14 protein-coding genes and 1 pseudogene are annotated in these 18,224 nt (G+C 60.0%); 10 read left to right on the plus strand and 5 right to left on the minus strand.

The window, feature by feature from the left end:
• The 3 genes from ACTO5E_RS06180 to ACTO5E_RS06190 all read right to left on the minus strand — a co-directional run.
• Positions 1-1,057: M56 family metallopeptidase (locus ACTO5E_RS06180; protein WP_482302473.1), on the minus strand; the 1,057-nt coding region annotated here is incomplete at its 3' end.
• The gene (locus tag ACTO5E_RS06185; RefSeq protein WP_482302474.1) at positions 1,054-1,419 is read right to left on the minus strand and encodes a BlaI/MecI/CopY family transcriptional regulator; all 366 of its coding nucleotides are present in this window, start codon (positions 1,417-1,419) and stop codon (positions 1,054-1,056) included. The genes ACTO5E_RS06180 and ACTO5E_RS06185, both read right to left, overlap by 4 nt.
• A gap of 404 nt (positions 1,420-1,823) precedes the next feature.
• Positions 1,824-2,912 (minus strand): glycoside hydrolase family 172 protein, encoded by a 1,089-nt coding sequence (locus ACTO5E_RS06190; RefSeq protein ID WP_482302476.1) that lies wholly within the window; start codon positions 2,910-2,912, stop codon positions 1,824-1,826.
• Between the two features lie 266 nt (positions 2,913-3,178).
• Between ACTO5E_RS06190 and ACTO5E_RS06195 the strand changes: the two genes are divergently transcribed.
• From ACTO5E_RS06195 to ACTO5E_RS06240, 10 genes and pseudogenes are all read left to right on the plus strand, one after another.
• Entirely contained in the window at positions 3,179-4,186 is a 1,008-nt protein-coding gene (locus tag ACTO5E_RS06195) for a LacI family DNA-binding transcriptional regulator (RefSeq protein WP_482302478.1), read from the plus strand.
• A gap of 288 nt (positions 4,187-4,474) precedes the next feature.
• Positions 4,475-5,383, plus strand: a pseudogene (locus ACTO5E_RS06200) (ribokinase); the annotation flags it as partial.
• A gap of 147 nt (positions 5,384-5,530) precedes the next feature.
• Positions 5,531-6,100 (plus strand): KpsF/GutQ family sugar-phosphate isomerase, encoded by a 570-nt coding sequence (locus ACTO5E_RS06205; protein WP_482302495.1) that lies wholly within the window; start codon positions 5,531-5,533, stop codon positions 6,098-6,100.
• 100 nt (positions 6,101-6,200) lie between these two features.
• Positions 6,201-8,393, plus strand: a complete 2,193-nt coding sequence (locus tag ACTO5E_RS06210) for a DUF6259 domain-containing protein (protein WP_482302480.1) — start codon at positions 6,201-6,203, stop codon at positions 8,391-8,393.
• 21 nt (positions 8,394-8,414) lie between these two features.
• Positions 8,415-9,869 (plus strand): ABC transporter substrate-binding protein, encoded by a 1,455-nt coding sequence (locus ACTO5E_RS06215; protein WP_482302482.1) that lies wholly within the window; start codon positions 8,415-8,417, stop codon positions 9,867-9,869.
• A 384-nt stretch (positions 9,870-10,253) separates the two neighbouring features.
• Positions 10,254-11,174, plus strand: a complete 921-nt coding sequence (locus tag ACTO5E_RS06220; RefSeq protein ID WP_482302484.1) for a carbohydrate ABC transporter permease — start codon at positions 10,254-10,256, stop codon at positions 11,172-11,174.
• Positions 11,175-11,186: 12 nt separating this feature from the next.
• Positions 11,187-12,023: a carbohydrate ABC transporter permease gene (locus tag ACTO5E_RS06225; protein ID WP_482302486.1), complete on the plus strand. Its 837-nt coding sequence runs from the start codon at positions 11,187-11,189 to the stop codon at positions 12,021-12,023.
• Between the two features lie 12 nt (positions 12,024-12,035).
• Positions 12,036-13,277: a glycoside hydrolase family 183 protein gene (locus tag ACTO5E_RS06230; protein ID WP_482302488.1), complete on the plus strand. Its 1,242-nt coding sequence runs from the start codon at positions 12,036-12,038 to the stop codon at positions 13,275-13,277.
• A 169-nt stretch (positions 13,278-13,446) separates the two neighbouring features.
• The gene (locus tag ACTO5E_RS06235; protein ID WP_482302490.1) at positions 13,447-15,870 is read left to right on the plus strand and encodes a GH116 family glycosyl hydrolase; all 2,424 of its coding nucleotides are present in this window, start codon (positions 13,447-13,449) and stop codon (positions 15,868-15,870) included.
• 80 nt (positions 15,871-15,950) lie between these two features.
• Positions 15,951-16,115, plus strand: a complete 165-nt coding sequence (locus ACTO5E_RS06240) for a hypothetical protein (protein ID WP_482302492.1) — start codon at positions 15,951-15,953, stop codon at positions 16,113-16,115.
• Positions 16,116-16,563: 448 nt separating this feature from the next.
• Here the strand turns inward: ACTO5E_RS06240 and ACTO5E_RS06245 are convergent, their stop codons facing one another.
• Both ACTO5E_RS06245 and ACTO5E_RS06250 read right to left on the minus strand, forming a co-directional pair.
• Complete coding sequence (locus ACTO5E_RS06245) at positions 16,564-17,493, minus strand: SPFH domain-containing protein (protein ID WP_482302497.1); 930 nt, start codon at positions 17,491-17,493, stop codon at positions 16,564-16,566.
• Positions 17,494-17,520: 27 nt separating this feature from the next.
• Positions 17,521-17,976 carry an NfeD family protein gene (locus ACTO5E_RS06250; protein ID WP_482302493.1) on the minus strand — a complete coding sequence of 152 codons (456 nt, stop codon included), beginning with the start codon at positions 17,974-17,976 and terminating at the stop codon, positions 17,521-17,523.
• Positions 17,977-18,224: the final 248 nt, after the last annotated feature.

The following is an 18,224-nucleotide window of genomic DNA, read 5'->3' on the forward strand; positions in this document are numbered from 1 at the left end:
TATAGGACAAAAGGCTGTCCTTGCTCTCCGTGGAATAGGTTGCTTCCCCCGCGTTTCCCGGGCGAAGGGGAGCCGCAGCATTCTCCGCCTTGGCGGAGGTGGCAAACACAGCGGCCGTGCCTCCCACCAGAACCACCGCCGCAAGCAGCGCGGCCACTGAGGTCTTCTTAATCTTCATCATGGCTTTTATCCTTTCTTCTAATGGGTTTTTACTGAAATGACTGCCCGCCACCAAAGGCCCCCTTCTCCGCTCCTCCATGCGAATAAGAGCCATGCTGTACCCAGCCCTGGCCTGCCTGCCCAGCAGCCGGAGCGCCGCCTCGTCGCAGGCCAGCTCCATGTCCCGGTTGGCCAGAGCCATCATGCCCAACACCAGCGGGTTGAACCAGTGCACGCACAGCGCGGCAGTCAAAAGCAGCTTGAACAGCCCGTCAAACCGCCGGATGTGCACCCACTCATGGGTCAGCACATAGTCCAGGGTCTCCCGGTCGTTCCAGTCGGTAGACTTTGGCAAAAGAATCACCGGCCGCAGAATGCCATAGGTCAAAGGCGCGGTGATTTTGTCCGACTGCCGGACAGCAATGGGCCGCCGGAGCCTGTGGGCCAAAATCCAATTTTCCACATAGGCATGGCGAACAGGCAGGGCCTCCCGAAACTCCCGGCGGCACTTGAAATAAGCCACCCCAAAGTACCCGGCGCACAAAGCCAAGCCGGTCAGCCAAATCATCCCCCAGGGGTCAGCCCCAGAGGCCGCCGCGCCCTCAGAGACAAAGGCCTCCCCGGCCCCGGCCCCAACCCCGCCCGTCCAGGCGAACGGCGGGGCAGGGGACAGACCTACCGGGCCAGGCGCATAGACCGCCACCGGCGCGGGGCGGCTGAAAAGCGAGTACACACTGCACGCCGCGGGAAGGGAGAAGGGAATCAGCAGCCGCAGCAGAACCAAAGCCCACAGGGCCGGAAACAGCCGCTTGGGCAGCTTGTGAAGGGCCAGCCCCCGCACCAGGGCCACCGCCAGAATCATCGCCCCGCCAGAAAGGCTCATCTGCAAAAGGCTCACGACTCCACCTCGCTCTCTACCATCTCCTTCAGCCGGGCAAGCTGCTCTGCCGAGAGCTTCTTCCGTCCCAGCAAAGCCGCAAAAAGCTGGTCCACCGACCCGTCAAACAGCTTGCCAATCAGCTCGTCGGTCTCAGCCTCCTGCACCGCCTCCTTGGGAATCAGGGCATGGCAGACAAAGCCCGGCTCGCTGCGCTCAATCGCGCCTTTGGCAATACACTTTTTAATGACCGTGTAGGTGGTGTTCATGTTCCAGCCGGTCTCGGCCTTCAGAATGTCAGAGACCTCCTTGGCAGTGCGGTCGCCTCCCTGCCACAGCACATTCATCACCTTAAGTTCAGAATCAAACAGTTTCATTGACATAGCAGTCGTTCCTTTCTATAAAACTATTGCAATAGTCTATCCTCATACTATCACAGTAGTGCAAGCTTGTCAACACTATTCCAGTAGTGCAGCTGTAAACAATCTGTGAACAGCAAAGCTCCCCCAGCATCAGATACCGTTAACACAGTTCCAAAGAGGTATGCCTCGTTGAAACCAGGCGGCGCAGCAGCGGTGTTGCCTTAAGTGTGTTCACGATACGCCATAACCCCCCCAATCACCAAACAAGAAAAACGCCGCAGAACGCCCAAAGCTCTCCACAAAACAAGCGTCCCGCCTCCCCCCAAAGCCGGTTGAGAATCAAAGACAAGCTTGTCTTCCATCCATCAACCCGCTCCCCAAGGAAAACGGGACGCTTTCTATTCTTTAAAGGAGGACAGTTATAATCAGATCACTTCCAGCTCATCCCTGCCCGGCAGAGTGGGGAAGGGGGCGGTAGGCAGAGTCTGGTACCAATAGGAAACCGAAGCCAGGTCGTCCTGCAGCGGGAGATACCGTCCGCCGCTGCGCCAGCCCAAAGCCTGAATGGTCACCCGCAGGCTCTCCTCAAAGCGGATGGGGTCCGTGATATGCCAGCGGTACATGCCAAAACGGAACTGGCTGCGGTACAGGGCGTCAGGGGTGATGACATGGTGCAGGCCCGCATAGGGGGTGGTAAAGGGCACATACCTGTCATGGGTAAAAGGGTCCTCAAAATCGTAAGAGCCGCAGAAATAGTCCTCGGTGCCCGTGCCGCATATGGTGGGGTACTCCGTGTCCTTGTCCATGTAAAACTTAATCTCGCCTTCGCCCCACCAGCCGTTGTTGTTCGAGCCCCAGGCCATGTAGGTGCCCACATAGTGCCCCCGGCCCTTTACGCCGTCCAGCAGGGTGTATACCTCCTTGTAGGGCAGAGGATTGGCGCGGCGGAATTGGGCATGAAAATAAGCGCAGTCCTCCGGTACGTCTGTCAGGGCATAGTCCACCTGATAATAGTATGTAACCGGCTCGACGCCAATATTTTCCAGGGTGATGCGGCAGTGCCTGCGAAAAGGCATCTGCCAGTAGCAGTTAAAGGCGCTGCCCGGGTTCACGCACACCGCCAGAGAAGAGAGCTGGGCATAATGGTTCCAGGTAGAGGCAAAAAAGTCTCCCACCGGGCACTCCGCCGAGGGGTTCTCCTGGCCGTCCCAGTAAAAGCGGAGAATCACATCCCGCCACAGGCCGGTGGGGGTCATCCAGATATGCTGAATCACCCCAGGGCCGTCTATGCTGGCCATTTCAAAGGTCTCGCCGGGCTGGATATGGACGTAGGGGTTCACCTTCCAGCCCTTGCCCAGGTCCTGGGCAGCTGTTCTGGCGTTGCCGTCCTCCAGCTCGCACATGCCCCCCGCGCCAGGAGCGCCGGTAAGGTTTTCAGGGCTGATGGACCGGGTCTTTGCGTGAGAAAGCCGGGTCAGGTCGCTCATGCCGTTTACAATACCGTTAAATTCCATATTACAATCCTACACCTTCCTGAAGATTTGTGTTTCACAAACATGGCATCGGTGCCATATAGTTCATATATTGAGATAGTACCATACTCAAAAGCCCCTGTCAATACCCAAAATAGAAATCATGAAATATTACAACACTGCCACACGGACATTGTGCATAACCTCCAAATACCATGCGGCCCCTTGCCTTTTGAAGTGGAATGGGGTAGAATGAAAAGACAATCATCACAGACCAATGTGAAACCTGAAGAAATGGGAAGTGTCACATGAGTACAATTTATGACATCGCGCAGGAAACCGGCTTTTCGCCCTCCACCGTGGCCAGGGCCCTCAGCGGAAAGGGCTATTGCAGCGAAAAGGCCCGGGAGATTATCCGGCAGGCCGCCCAACGGCTGGACTACGCCCCTGTGCAGGCGGCAAAGGCGCTGAAGAACAAGCTCACCAAAAAGGTCATGTTCTGCATCCCGGATATGTACAACCCCTACTATTTCTCTATGATTGAAGGGGCCAACCGGGTGCTGGAAAGCCACGGCTACTACATGGTGCTGGTGCACAGCGAGCACAGCAAGTCCCGGGAGATGGGCTTTGTGGAGGTGCTGCGGGAGCGGATTGTGGACGGCATCATTCTGGGGTCCTTTGACTTTTACCCAGGGCTGGTGCAGGCAGTGCGCCACGCGCCGGTTCCCGCAGTGCTCACCGCTCTTTACGAGGGCGGCGCCGAGGGCCTGGACTGCGTGTATGTGGACCAGATTAAAGCGGTGTATATTGCTGCGGCGGAGCTGATCCGCCTGGGACACAGAGACATTGTGTTTCTGGGGGGCACCCCTCAAGAGCTGGCGGGCAAAGAGCGGCTGGCGGGCTTCCGGCAGGCCATGGAGGACCACGGGCTGGACTTTGACCCGGAAATGGCCGTGGTAGGGGACTTCACCCGGGCCGGGGGCGAGGGGGCTTTCCGGGAGTTCCTCAAAAAGGGGCGGGCCTTTACCGCTGTGGTGGCCTGCAACGACCTGATGGCCTTTGGCTGCATGAAGGCCTGCCGGGACACAGGCCTGCGCATTCCCCGTGACGTGTCCGTGATCTCCCTGGACAATACAGACTTCTGCTGCTGCACTGTGCCCATGCTGTCTTCGGTGGACATGATGCAGTTTCAGCTGGGCAGCAATGCGGCCCAGCTGCTGCTGGAACGGATTGAGGGGAAGCGGGACTACAAAAAGGCCATTGCCTTAGAGCCTGTGCTGGTGGCCCGGGACTCAGCAGCCAAGCTCAAAAAATAAAACCGATACCATACGCCTGAGACATGGCTCCTGGAGAAAGCTCTAGGCAGATTCTCCTAAAAAATAATTTTTTTCAAAATTTTTCCCAAAGGTATTGACAAATAAAATGAAATGGCTTATACTACAGGCAACGAAAGCCATTTTATTTTTTGCACAAATATGACATCGATATCAGAAATGAGCGCAGACAATCCCGCGCAACGCTCCGATCCGGTGTCACAAAAAATGAGAGCGCCCGCACCGCGGCCCCACAGGCTGGCGGCGCGCCGCAGGGAGGTTGACGCGCAGATGAAAAAAAGGCCCAGGCTGCTGGTAGCAGGCAGCTTTGTCATGGACCTGATCGTTTCCGTACAGGAGCTGCCCGGCTCAGGCGAGACCATTTTGGGGCGCGCCTTTTCCACAGCTCCCGGGGGCAAGGGGGCCAACCAGGCAATCCAGGCGGCCCGGCTGGGGGCCCAGGTGGACATGGTAGGCAGGGTGGGGGACGACGACTTCGGCCGCCGGCTGACAGCCTCGGCCCAGGAGGCCGGGGTGGACGTAAGCCATGTGGCTGTAGACAAATCCCAGCCCTCCGCTGTGGGCAATGTGCTTCTTGAGACAGACGAGGCTGGCAAAAGCCGCAACCGCATTGTGGTCATCCCCGGGGCCAACATGGCGGTAGCCCCCCAGGACCTGGCGTTTCTGAAGGACCAGGCCGGGGCCTACGACATGGTGCTGCTGCAGCACGAGATCCCCGCCGGGGTGAACCTGCTGGCAGCAGAGTACGCCGCTGCCGCCGGGGTGCCCGTGATGCTGAACCCGGCTCCGGCCGCAGCAGTGCCGGAGGAGCTTTTAAAACAGCTCGCCTACATCGCCCCCAACGAGCACGAGCTGGAAAGCCTCACCGGCATCAGTGTGAAGAAGAACGGCCAGCTGGACCAGGACGCGCTGAGCCGTGCTGTGAAGGTCCTCCATGACAGGGGGGCGAAAAATGTGGTGGTCACCCTGGGCAGCGAGGGCGCGGCGGTTTCCGACGGAACGGAAATGATATACAGCCCCTGCGTGGACGCCATAAAGGCCGTAGACCCCACTGCGGCAGGGGACAGCTTTGTGGGAGCCTTCTGCACCGCGGTCTGCGCAGGCGCGGACCACCGGACAGCCCTGCGGCTTGCCAACTGCGCGGCATCCCTGACCGTGTCCCGGATGGGAGCCCAGCCCAGCCTGCCCTGGCTCAGCGAGGTGAAGGAGCTGCTGGACCGGCTGGGCGGCAGCCCAATCGACCGCAGCCTGTTAGAGAGCCTGAATGGCAGCAGGCCCGGAAGGATTGGAGACATAGCCAGGCGGAGCCTGGAAACCAGCAAGCAGCTGGCCGGCGGAGAGCTGGAACGGTTTCTCAGCAAAATGGACGCCGAAGCATATGAGGCCGCCGCAGGCCTGATCTGGGACGCCCAGGCAAAGGGAGGCAGGGTGCATGTCACAGGCATTGGCAAGCCCGCCCATGTGGCCAACTACATAGCCTCGCTGCTCAGCTCCACAGGCACGCCCGCCTGTTTTCTCCACGGCACAGAGGCGGTACATGGCTCCTGCGGCCAGCTGGCGCCGGGCGACGTGGTGGTCTGCATCTCCAACAGCGGCGAAACAGCCGAGATGAAGTCCACTGTGACAGCCATCCAGAACAACGGCTGCAAGGTCATCGGCGTCTCCGGCAACCCCAAAAGCTGGCTGGCAAAAAGAGCCGACGCCCACATTTTTGCCGGAGTAGACCAGGAGGGCGGCCCCCTGAACCGGGCCCCCCGCAACTCCGTGCTGGCGGAGATGCTGGCGCTGCAGGGGCTCAGCGTAATCCTTCAGGCCCAGCGCGGGCTGACTCCCCAGGAGTATGTGCGCTGGCACCCAGGCGGAGCCCTGGGAGCCCTGCGGGACAACGAGCGGTAAAGGGTTTGCAGCGGCAGTAAATTGGGAATACTGAAGCCATAAGGCCGGGCGGACAGACCGCCTGCCCATAAAATTCCGGCAAGCCGGGAGGTGCATGGAGATGATCTTGTTGAACAGCGGCCGGCTGGAGCTGGCCATTGACCGAAAAACCGGGGCCATACGCCGGCTCACAGACCTGCGCACCCACAGAGTGCTGGCAGAGAGCAGCCAGCCCCAGGCCTTTATTCTGGAACGGGAGCAGAACGATTTTTCCTCTGACTTCCAGACCTTTACCTGTCAGGAGGAGCCAGGCGGAGCAAGCCTCTGCTGGCAGCGGGAGGACGGGGTGAGCATCCATGCCCAGGCCCGGGTGCGGGGCGAGGCCATCGCCTTTACCGCCCGGGCGGAGGGCAACCGGCATTTCCCCTTGTGCAGCCTGGAATACCCCCTGATCAACGGCATAAAAAGCATAACGGGAGACGGCGACTACCTGGCCCATGCCTATGCCACCGGCCTCCTGATTCAAAACCCCCACGCAGCCTTTGAAAAGGAGGGGGACGGCCTGCGGCACATGCCCTACCCCGAGTCCTTCTCCGGCGCGTCCATGCAGTTTTTCACCTATTATGCCCAGGGCCTGTGCGGGCTGTACTTTGCCGCTGAGGACGGGGCGTTCTATCAGAAGTGGCTGAATTTCTACAAGTCCGGCAACGCCCTCCGGGCCAGCCAGATTTTTGGCTATGAGGACATTGGGCCGGGCAAGCCGGTAGAGACCCATTGGGACTTCCTGCTCCAGGCCACCGAGGGAAACGACTGGTATGAGGCCGCCGGCCTCTACAAGGCCTGGGCGCTCAACCAGGTCTGGTGCCAGCGGGGCCGCCTGCAAGACCGCCCCCCAGAGGAAAAAGCCGGCTGGCTGCTGGAAAACACCGGCGCGGTGACCTTTGGTATCAACGGAATGCACGACAGGGCCAAGTGGGTCCGCAAATACCGGCAGGCAGTGGGCGCGCCTCTTTTTCACGTCACCGGCCCCGACTGGCCCCGGGTCCCCCAAACCTACGGCAGCGGGGTGCCCGGGGGCTATCCCGACTGGTTCCCCACCCGGTTCCACCCAGAGAATGTCAAGGCCTGGCAGGAGGAGGGCGGTCATTTTGCCCCCTTTGAATTCGACTTTTTGGTGGACCCGGAAAAGGGAGACAGCGAAAAGCTGAAGGCCAGCCTGCAAAAGTGGCCCGAAAATCCCAAGTCCCACGACGGATACCGGTTCCACATGCTCTGCCCCCTGTGCGCCTACACCCAGCAGCTCCATGTAGAGCGGGACCGCCAGGCAGTGCGCGAGTCCGGCGCAGACGCCATGTACTACGACATCTCCGCCAACAACATTCTCAAAACCTGCATGGCCAAAGACCACGGCCACCCGGCAGGGGCGGGCCGGGAGATGACCAGGGCCTACCGCAAAATATATGACAGCACCCGCCGGGCCCTGACCGAAGACAGGGGAAAATACATCCCCCTGGGCACAGAGATGATCAACGAGACCCTTATCGACGTGCTGGACTTCTACCAGGCCCGGGCCAACGCCCAGCCCTGCTCAGCCTTGGAGCTCTGGCCCTACCGCACGCTTCTGCGGCTGAACCGGGCCTGGCTGATCCCCCTGTTTCAGTATGTGTACGCCGGGTATGCGCCTGTGCGCATGGACGGCTGGGGCAAGCTGACTGCCCAGGGCGGCGACCTGATCTACCACACCATTGCCAAAACCTATCTCTGGGGCGGACTGTTTGAAATCAACAGCGAGTACAGCCCCATGGAGGTCATCGACGACGCCGGAGAAAATTCCTCCCAGGAGCACTACTGCGCCCTCGAGCCCCGGGGCTATGCCTTTGACGAGGCAATCGGGGCGTATCTCCGCAAATTCGCCTCCCTTCGCACCGGGCCATACGGCAGGTTCCTGGCCTATGGGGAGATGCTGCGGCCTCCCCGGGTGGTTTGCGAAAGCGTCTCCCGCACCTACCTGCAATACAATCTCACCGCCGGCACGGCCGAGCAGAACACCAGCGGAGCCATTGCCAGAGAGAGCCTGCTGGTCCAGGCCTACCGGCTGAACGGGGAGACCGCGGTCTTTCTGGCAAATACCACAGCCCAGCCCCAGCAGGGGGCGGTGGACCTGACAAAATTCAGCAATACGCCGGAATGGCTGGCGTGTTTGGACTATACGGACGAAAACCAGACAGAAAAGGTGGTGAAAACCGAAAACCTGGAACGCCTTACATGGGAGCCCTATCAAGTAATGGTCCTGCGGTGCGCCGCAGGCAACTGAATGGAGAAAGGAAGCCTTGCTATGAAAAACACCAAAAGACTGCTTGCCCTGTTCCTTGCGCTGGCATTGATGCTGGCCGTCCTGACAGGCTGCTCCGGGGGAGATTCCGGCAGCAGCAAAGAGAGCAGCGCCTCCGCCAGCGCCCCTGAGGAGAGCGAAAGCGCCCCCGACGAGAGCGAGCCCGCTGACAGCGGGGAAGAGGAGGCCACAGAGGACGAGCCCATCCATGTGAACCCCTACGAGGGCACCGAGTACCCCGAGGGCGAGGAGATCGTGCTGTGGAGCCAGAGCATGGGCGACATCTGGGTCGACTTCTTTGAGAAGTCCGTGCATGAGTACAACCTGGAAGGCCGGGGCTACACCATCCGGGAGGAGTTCATTGCCGGCTCTGCCTGGGACGAGCGCATTGCCGCAGCCCGCGCCTCCGACACCTGCCCCACCGCCTATATTCAGTCCTACAACCACATTCCCACCGGCGTAAAAGAGGGCTATTATGGCGCCTTCGACGACTACATGGACAGCGCCGTTTTTGACGACATGCTGCCCATTGTCAAAGAGATGGTCTCCATCGGCGGCAAAACCTACGCCATTCCCCTGCTGTGCGAGCCCTCCATGGTGCTCTACTACCGGAAGGACCTGCTGCAAAAGGGCAACTATACCCAGCCTCCCAAGACCTGGCAGGAGCTCATCGACATGGCTAACGCCCTGAAGACTGACGAGGTGTTCGGTCTAGAGATTCCCGGCTTTGGCGACATGGGCTGGAGCACCTGGGGTATGCAGTTCGGCAACACCGGCCACGGCCCCATCAACGACAACTGGGACGCTCCCCTTATCGACGATGGCTACCGGGACATTGCCCTGTTCTTCAAGGAGCTGTACGACACGGGCGCAGTGCCCGAGCAGCCTCTGGCCGGCTACACGGATATCAAGCCCTTTGGCCAGGGAGACGTGGTGTTCCAGATCTGCGGCTCCTGGGCAGTCACCGACCTGATCAACACCTACCCCGAGGTGTGGGAGAACACCGGCGTGGCCGTGGTGCCCACCCAAGACGGCAACCTGGACAAAACCACCGCCACCATCGGCGGCTGGGTGTATGTGCTGGACTCCAAGGCGGAAAAGCCCGAGGGCGCGGCCGACTACCTCTCCTGGCTGGTGAGCAGCGAGAACCCGGAGCGGCTGGGCCAGTATTATGTGGATGTGGAGTTTGCCAAGGCCTCTCCCTTTGCCAGCATTGCCGCTTGGGCGGCGGAGCAGGCCGGCGACGGCGCGGAGTATGTGGACGTCATCAACCGCATCTCCTCCTACGGCCAGCCCGAGGCAGCCTATCCCTGGGACATTTCCGCCCGGGTGGCCTCCCTGTTTGAGGACGTGGCCATGGGCTACGACGATATCGACAACGCCCTGAAGACCTGCGCCGAGGACATTCAGCAGCTGATCGACGACAATAATCTGCCCGGCACAGACCCCAGAAAGTAACGGGGCCAAGCCGCCGGCGTCAGGGCGTGTTCCCATAAGCTGAGTATGCGGATTTTGGAGTAAATTTTTGTCAGATTCAAGGCGAAAATTTGCAGACGTACTCGCGTACTTCAAGAATTTTCAACGCAGAAGATGGCAAAAATTTGCCCAAAAGACGCGTACGAACGCTTATGGGAACACGCCCTGAAATCAAGCTTTCCGGGGCCTGCCTGCAAGCGCCTCTGAAAACAAAGGGGATACCGGGTTTTCAGAGGAGCCCTGGGCAGGCCCCGGCTTCTATCTTACTGAGACCCTTCCCTCTGCTTTCGCACCAAGCCCAAGTCCCGGGCCCTTCCAAACAGAGGCCGGGCGCAAAACATTCAGGAAAAAAGGAGGTATAAGAGTATGCGCAAACCGACCGCCGGCAAGCTGCCCCGCTACACAAAAATGCAAAAGCGGGACATGTGCACAGCCTATCTCATGCTGCTGCCCGCTGTGGCGCTGCTCACGGTTTTTGTGGTGGCCCCCCTGGTCATGGCCATTGAAAAAAGCTTTTACGACTGGAACTTCTACGGCAACTCCACCTTTGTGGGGCTGGATAATTTCCGTGTCATTGTGGTGAATAAGTCCTTCCGCCGGGCTGTGGTCAATGCCCTGAAATTTGTGGTCATTCTGGTGCCCCTGCAAATTGTCCTGCAATTCGCCTTTGCCCACCTGCTCAAAAGCCTTTCCGTCCGGTTCTCCAACGCCATCAAAACCGCAATCTACATCCCTGGCATCATTGCGGGCATTGTGGCCGGCATCATCTTCATGTTCATCTTTGAGTATAAGGGCGGGCTCATCAACCAGCTGCTCACCTCCCTGGGCCTGCCGCGCATCGCCTTTTTAAACAACGGCTTCTGGGCCATGTTCTCCATTGTAGCGCCCACCCTGTGGCTGGGCTTTGGCGGGGGAGCCATCCTCAACTACGCGGGGCTCATCAGCGTGCCCGCCGAATATTACGAGGCCGCCTCCATAGACGGGGCCGGGGCCTTCCGCAAGCTGATCTCCATCACCCTGCCCCAGATGAAGAACATCTTTGTGCTGCAATGCATCAGCATGGTCACAGGCGCCCTGCAAATGTTCGAGGTGCCCATGATGATGACCAACGGCGGCCCCCGGGAGAGCACCCTGACCCCCATGCTCTACATCTACAACAACTTCAAAAGCACTGGGGTCAACATGGGCCGCACCATTGCCGGGGCATTGCTAATCATGATTTTCATTGCCATACTCAACTCGTTCGTGTTTACTGTCATCCGCTCTGAAAGATCCATTGACGGCTAAGGAGGGAAACCGGTGAAAACAAAACCTTTGACAAGGCTCCGGCGGGGCATGGGCTATGTGGTCGCCCTGGCCGTGGCGGCAGTCTCCCTGTTCCCCCTGCTGTGGATGCTTCTGGCCAGCTTCAAAAACAAGCAAGAGGTCCTGGCAACCCCTCTGCGCATGCTCCCCAAGGACTGGATCACCACCAACTATGAGGCCATTCTGGTGAGCACCAAAAATCCCCTGTTCCACGCCATGCTGGTCACCTTCCTGGTGGCGGCGCTGGGGGTGGTGTTCTCGCTGCTGGTGAACATGATGGCAGCCTACGCCTTTGCCCGGCTGGAATTCTTTGGCAAGCGGCTGTTCTGGGTCTACTGCCTCATCACCATGTATGTGCCCGGCCTCACCATTCTCATCACCTCCTACCTGGTGGTGCACTCCCTGCACATGATCAACACCCTGTGGGTGCTGCTGGTGCCCGGCATTGCCGGCGGCTACAATATCTTTTTCTTCCGCCAGTTCTTTCTCAACATCCCCGCCAGCCTGGAGGACGCGGCCCGCATTGACGGCTGCGGGCGGTTCCGCATTTTCTGGACCGTGTTTCTGCCCCTTTCCGTCACCCCCATGGTGGTGCAGGGGGCGGGCATCTTCATCGGCTACTGGAACAGCTTCATGTGGCCCTCCATCACAGTCACCGACAAATCCATCCAGCAGGTCATGCCCATCATCCGCTCCTTTCAAACCGACTACGGCACAGAGTACGGCCGCATTATGGCCGCCACCTGCCTGGCGGTCATCCCGCCCATTGCCCTGTTCGCCATCTTCCAAAAGCACATTGTCAAGGGCTTTGTGCTCTCCGGGCTGAAGTAGGGGGAGGGGCCTATGGGTAACAAAATCCAACGGGGCCTTGGGGCCCTCCTTGCCGCCCTGCTGCTGATCAGCGCCGCCGGCTGTCAGACAAGAGAGCCGGTCCCCGCCCCCACCCCCGGCCTGACCCTTGCCCCGGAGCCCACCCCCAAGGCAAAGCCCCTCACCAACGCCGAAAAAACCCGGCAGGAGGGGGAGGCGGTAATTGCCGGCCTGATGAAGAAAAGCCTGACCTACCAGCCCATGCGGGACCCGGAGGACCAATTCAACCTGCACCGGGTGAAGAACGTCCACATGATCGGCATGGTGACCGGAGAGTATTCCGAGAACCGCACTGCCAGCCAATACGGCGTGGGGGGCACGGACCTGGGGCTGTCCGTCAACAAAGGAGAGGAGACCTTTTTCTTCTTTGGCGACACCTTTAAAAACGAGGACCAGACCGAACACTGGCGCAGCAACGTAGCGGCAGTGTCCACGGATGAAGACTATACGGACGGCATCACCTTTGACCGCATGATTGCCAGCAGCACCGGGGTGGCCAAAGAGCTGCTGCGGGGGAAGAAAACCGATGGCAAAGAGATGACCAAAATCCCCACCGGAGCCCTGTGCCTGGGCGACAGCCTCTACCTGTCCTTCATGTCCGTGCGCCACTGGGGCGAGCCCGGCGAATGGGAGTGCAACTATGGCGCAGTGGCAAAAAGCACAGACAATGGAGAGACCTGGGACATACTGGACGGCCTCCAATGGCCCGGCGACAGCCGCTTCTGTCAGATGTACCCCGTGCTGGTAGACGAAATGGTGTATATACCCGGCATTACCGGCGGGCGCAGCGGCGGCGCGGGGCTGATGCGGGTTGCCGCCGCCAGCTACGAAAGCCGGGAGGCCTACGAGTACCTCACCGGCTACCAGGAGGACGGTACGCCCATCTTCACCCCTGGGGAGGAGGGGCGTGCCCATGCGGTCGACTTTCTGCAAAAGCCGGTGGGGGAGATGTCCTTTCTGTACAGCGAATATCTGGAGGAATGGCTGGCGGCCTATATCTCCGGGCCCGACATCATCATGCGCAGCGCCAAAGAGATCTGGGGCCCCTATTCTCCTCCCGTGACCATTGCCGCCCAGCAGGACTTTCCCGGCCTGTACGGCGCGTTTATGAACCCCCGGTATGTGTCAGAGGACGGGAAGAAGATCGGCTTTCTCATGTCCCTCTGGCTGCCGGTGTACAATGTGGCTCTGATGGAGCTGGAGCTGGAAAAATAAGCCAATAAGCTTTCGGGCCGCGGGGCTTCCTGAGAGAAGGCCCGCGGCCTCCCCTTACCCAGAGAACACACCCAAAGCCCCAGTCAATCAATTCCCAAAAGCAAGAGCCCAGCCCCCCCCTCTTGCCTCAGCCCGACTTTCCCGGCAAACCCAGAATGGAGGTAAAATTATGAGCAAAATCTATCAAGGCGGGCAGTGCGAGCAAATCGCGTTCCCTGTCGGCGGCATAGGCGCGGGCATGTTCTGCATAGAGGGCGCAGGCTCCCTGGGCAGCCTCTCCCTGCGCCACGCCCCCGACCTGTTTCACGAGCCGGAATGCTTTTCCGCTCTGTACGTCCGGCAAAACGGCGCCAACTGGGCCCGGGTGCTGGAAGGCCCTGTGCCCCGCAAAAAAATATTCGGCGCCCGGGGGAGCCTTTCCGGGCTGGGTACTCACAACCAGTTCGGCAAAACCTACGGCCTGCCCCGGTTCCGGTCCAACACCTTTCAGGGGCGGTTCCCCTTTGCCCATCTGACATTTCAAGAGGAAGCCGCCCCTCTCGCCGTGTCCATGACCGCCTTCAGCCCCTTTGTGCCCGGCGACGGGGAGAGCTCCTGCCTGCCCGCCGCAACCCTGCGCTACACCTTTGAGAACCAGGGGGACACGCCGGTAGAGGCCGTGTACTCCTTCCACACCCGCAACCTGATGGTACGCCCAGAGGACAAATGGTTCCCCTCGCCAGAGGCGGAGACCCCGGAGGGGACCATCACCCAGCAGGAGGGCGGGCTGCTGCTGACCTGCCCGGCCAAAGAGGGAGACCCCGCCGCCTTTGGCCAGTGCCTCATCCGGACAGAGGAGGACGGCGCGCTTCTCAACACAGACTGGTTCCCCAGCGGCTGGTTCGACCCCCTGACCATGCTGTGGAAGGAGCTGGCGGAGGGGGGAGCCCGTCAGGCCCAGCGGGCGGACGGCAAAAGCCTGGGGGGCTCTCTGGCAGTGCCCTTTGCCCTGGCCCCAGGGGAGCGCAAGGTGGTCGACCTGCACCTTGCCTGGTATGTGCCCCACAGCGCCCTGCGCCTGGGCTATGAGGCGGACATCGGCTCTGCCCCAAAAGAGGCCTACCGTCCCTGGTATGCCGGCCGGTTCGGCTGCGTAGAGGAGGTGATGGCCTACTATCGCAGCCGTTTCCAGTGGCTTTGGAGGGAGTCGGAGACCTTCTCCCAGACGCTGTTTGCCTCCACTCTGCCCGGCCAGGCCCTGGACGCCCTGACCTCCAATCTGTCCATTCTAAAATCTCCCACCATCCTGCGGCAGACAGACGGGCGGCTCTGGGCCTGGGAGGGCTGCTGCGATACCATTGGCAGCTGTCACGGCAGCTGCACCCATGTGTGGAACTACGCCCAAGCCCTCTGCCACCTGTTCCCCCAGCTGGAGCGCACCTTCCGGGACGCGGAGTTTCACGAGGACCAGAACGAGGCGGGGCATCAGGAGTTCCGTACCTCCCTGCCCATCCGCCCCTCAGGCCACACCTTCCACGCCGCCTCCGACGGGCAGCTGGGCGGCATTATGAAAATGTACCGGGAGTGGCGCGTCAGCGGCGACACCGGCTTCATCAGAGAATACTGGCCGCTGATGAAAAAAAGCCTCGACTACTGTATCGACACCTGGGACAAGAACCGGGAGGGCGTGCTGAAGGAGCCCCATCACAACACCTACGACATTGAGTTCTGGGGCGCAGACGGCATGTGCACCTCCTTCTACCTGGGGGCCCTGACAGCCATGAGCCGCATGGCCCGCGGGCTGGGGGAGGACCCCGCCCATTATGAGCAGCTGTACTGCCAGGGCCGGGCGTACATGGAGACCCGCCTGTTCAATGGGGAATACTTTACCCAGCAGGTGGAATGGACTGCCCTGCAAGCCCCCTTTGACCTGTCCCATGAGCCAGCCGCCAGCCGTGCCCTAATGGAGCGGGAGGGCCCCAAATATCAATACGGCTCCGGCTGCATTTCCGACGGGGTGGCCGGAGCCTGGCTGGCAAAGCTCTGCGGCCTGGGCGACATTCTGGACCCGGAAAAGCTCAAAAGCCACCTGCTGGCCGTATACCGCTACAATTTCAAGGCCAGCCTCACAGACCACGCCAACCCCCAGCGTCCCGGCTATGCCCTGGGCAATGAGGGCGGGCTGCTGCTGTGCACCTGGCCCCGGGGCGGCAGGCCCTCCCTGCCCTTTGTGTACAGCGACGAGGTGTGGACCGGCGTCGAGCACCAGGTGGCCTCCCACCTGATGATGTTCGGCTGCACCGAGGAGGCGAAAGCCATCATTGCCGCCAGCCGGGCCCGTTATGACGGGGTCAAGCGCAACCCCTTTGACGAGTACGAGTGCGGCCACTGGTACGCCCGGGCCTTGGCGTCCTACTCCTATTTACAGGCCAGCACCGGCGTGCGGTACGACGCGGTGGACAAGACCCTGTATGCCGGCGCGCCAGATGCCCCGGCCTACACCGTGTTCCTCAGCACTGCCACAGGCTACGGCACAGTGACCCAGAAGAACGGCCGCGTTGAACTCCAAGTGGTCCGGGGACAGATCCCGGTAGAACGAATCGTCATGGAGTAGCCAGGCCCGCACCCCGCTTTCATTGACACGGACCGGCTGAAATGATATAATACTCTCTACCAAACAAAGGAGAGGGTATTATGGAGCCAGTCAAGTATACCGTGCATTCCATCAATGGCGATTACGCCTACATGACCAGCGAAAGCGGCGTCGAGAACCAGGTGGCCATGTTCCTTTTGCCCCAGGGGACCGACATAGGCAGCAGACTGCTCTGGGAAAATTTTTCCTGGACTCTGCTGGACTAGGGCTTGTTTGAAAATAGAGGAAATGACGGAATTTTGACCAGAAGCGGTCAGCTTCAAGGAGAAAACCGCAAGGAATACTTGCGTATTACGAGGATTTTCGACGCAGGAGATGGCTGCTTCTGGGTAAAAAGACGGCGTTTTCGATTTTTCAAACAAGCCCTAAACGCTGGCAAAGTCAGCAGCTGACAAAAAGCTTGGCGCACAGGCTCAGAACGCCCCCACAGCAGGGGGGAGAGAGCACAAACAGAGGTGGCTTGCCTTTGCCAAGCAGAGGGCAAAAATCCTAAGCCGCCGCAGCGTCAAGCATTGCGGACAAAGATGACTCGTTGACTGAAAATGTAATTCTGCTGCAAGCCCTGAATATGCTGGACGCTTTCAGCCAGGGGAGAATTTCGCTGTCAGACAAAAAGCCCCCCGGCAACGCCAGGGGGCTTTGATTTGCGCAGTCTTACTTGTCAGCGGCGTCAGCTGTGAAAAGCTCCTTCACAGAAGCAGCCATGCCCGCCAGCCCCTGAATGTTGGAGGGCACGATGATCTTGGTGGCCCGGCCGTCTGCCGCTGCCTGGAAAGCCTCCAGGCTCTTAAGGGCAATGACCCGCTCGGTGGGGTTGGCCTCGTTCATCAGCTTGATAGCGTCGGCCATGGCCCGCTGCACCGAGAGAATAGCCTCCGCCTCGCCCTGGGCCTCCCGAATCTTGGTCTCCTTCACAGCCTCGGCCCGAAGCACCGCCGACTCCTTTTCGCCCTCGGCAATCAAAATGGCGCTGCGCTTCTCGCCCTCCGCGTCCAGAATCTTCGCCCGGCGTTCCCGCTCGGCCTTCATCTGTTTCTCCATGGAGTCCTGAATCTCCCGGGGCGGGATGATATTTTTCAGCTCCACCCGGTTGACCTTGATGCCCCAGGCGTCCGTGGCCTCGTCCAGAATCACCCGGATTTTGGAGTTGATCACGTCCCGGGAGGTGAGGGTGTGGTCCAGCTCCATCTCACCGATGATGTTGCGCAGGGTGGTGGCGGTCAGGTTTTCAATGGCGGAGATGGGGTTCTCCACGCCATAGGCGTACAGCTTGGGGTCGGTGATCTGGAAGTAGACCACCGTGTCGATCTGCATGGTGACATTGTCCTTGGTGATGACTGGCTGGGGAGGAAAGTCAATGACCTGCTCCTTCAGGCTCACCTTTTTGGCAATGCGGTCGATGAAGGGAATCTTCAAATGCAGGCCCGTGCCCCAGGCGGAGTGGAACACGCCCAGACGCTCCACCACATAGGAGTGGGCCTGGGGGACGATTTTGAAGTTGGAGACGAGTGCCGCCAGCAGGACAATAATCAGAATGATAATGACGACGGCCCAGCCTGCGCTGGCCAGGTGGGGCGCTTCCATAAGCAGAGGCAGATTCAAAGCGTTCATTTAGTGATCTCCTTTCGTCAGAGAGGCGGGCGTTACAATCAGCTTAACGCCCTCAATGCGGACGACCGTTACCTGTTGGCCGGAGGAAAGCACCAGTTTGGGGTCTTCGCTGCGGGCGGCCCAGCTGTTGCCCAGCACCGACACCCGGCCCCGGCCCAGCAGGCCGTTGACCTCCTCCGTTACCACAGCGGTGGCCCCCAGCACCCGGTCGGCGTTGGTGGAGACAGGCCCGCCCTTTTGCAGGCGGCGGGCCAGGGGGCGGGTAAAGATAATAGCCAGCACGGTAGCAGCCAAAAACAACGCCGCCTGTGCCCAAATGGGCGCACCCAGCAGACTGGCAAGGAAAGCCAGCAGGCTTCCTGGGACGAACCAGATGGAGACCAGCGCAGGCACGGCAGCCTCGATGATGGAAGCGGCCACAGCTGTGGCCAGCCAGATGAAGTCCATAATTTCCATACTTGGGACCTCCTTTGCGCATAACGCGGGTATGGTTATATTTTACAACAAAAGGGGACAAAAAGCAAGGGATTTGAGGGGAAATCTGAAAAAATGTGGGTGATTATTTCTTAGAACCTGTATTCATAGGCGGAGGATGCCGGAGTAGCGAGGGATTTTGTCGCCCTGCAAGGCAAAAAATCGCAGGAATACTTGCCGTATTTCAAGATTTTTTAACGCAGCAGGACGGCAAAAGACCCGTCCCTCCG

This window comes from Acutalibacter sp., assembly GCF_056800975.1.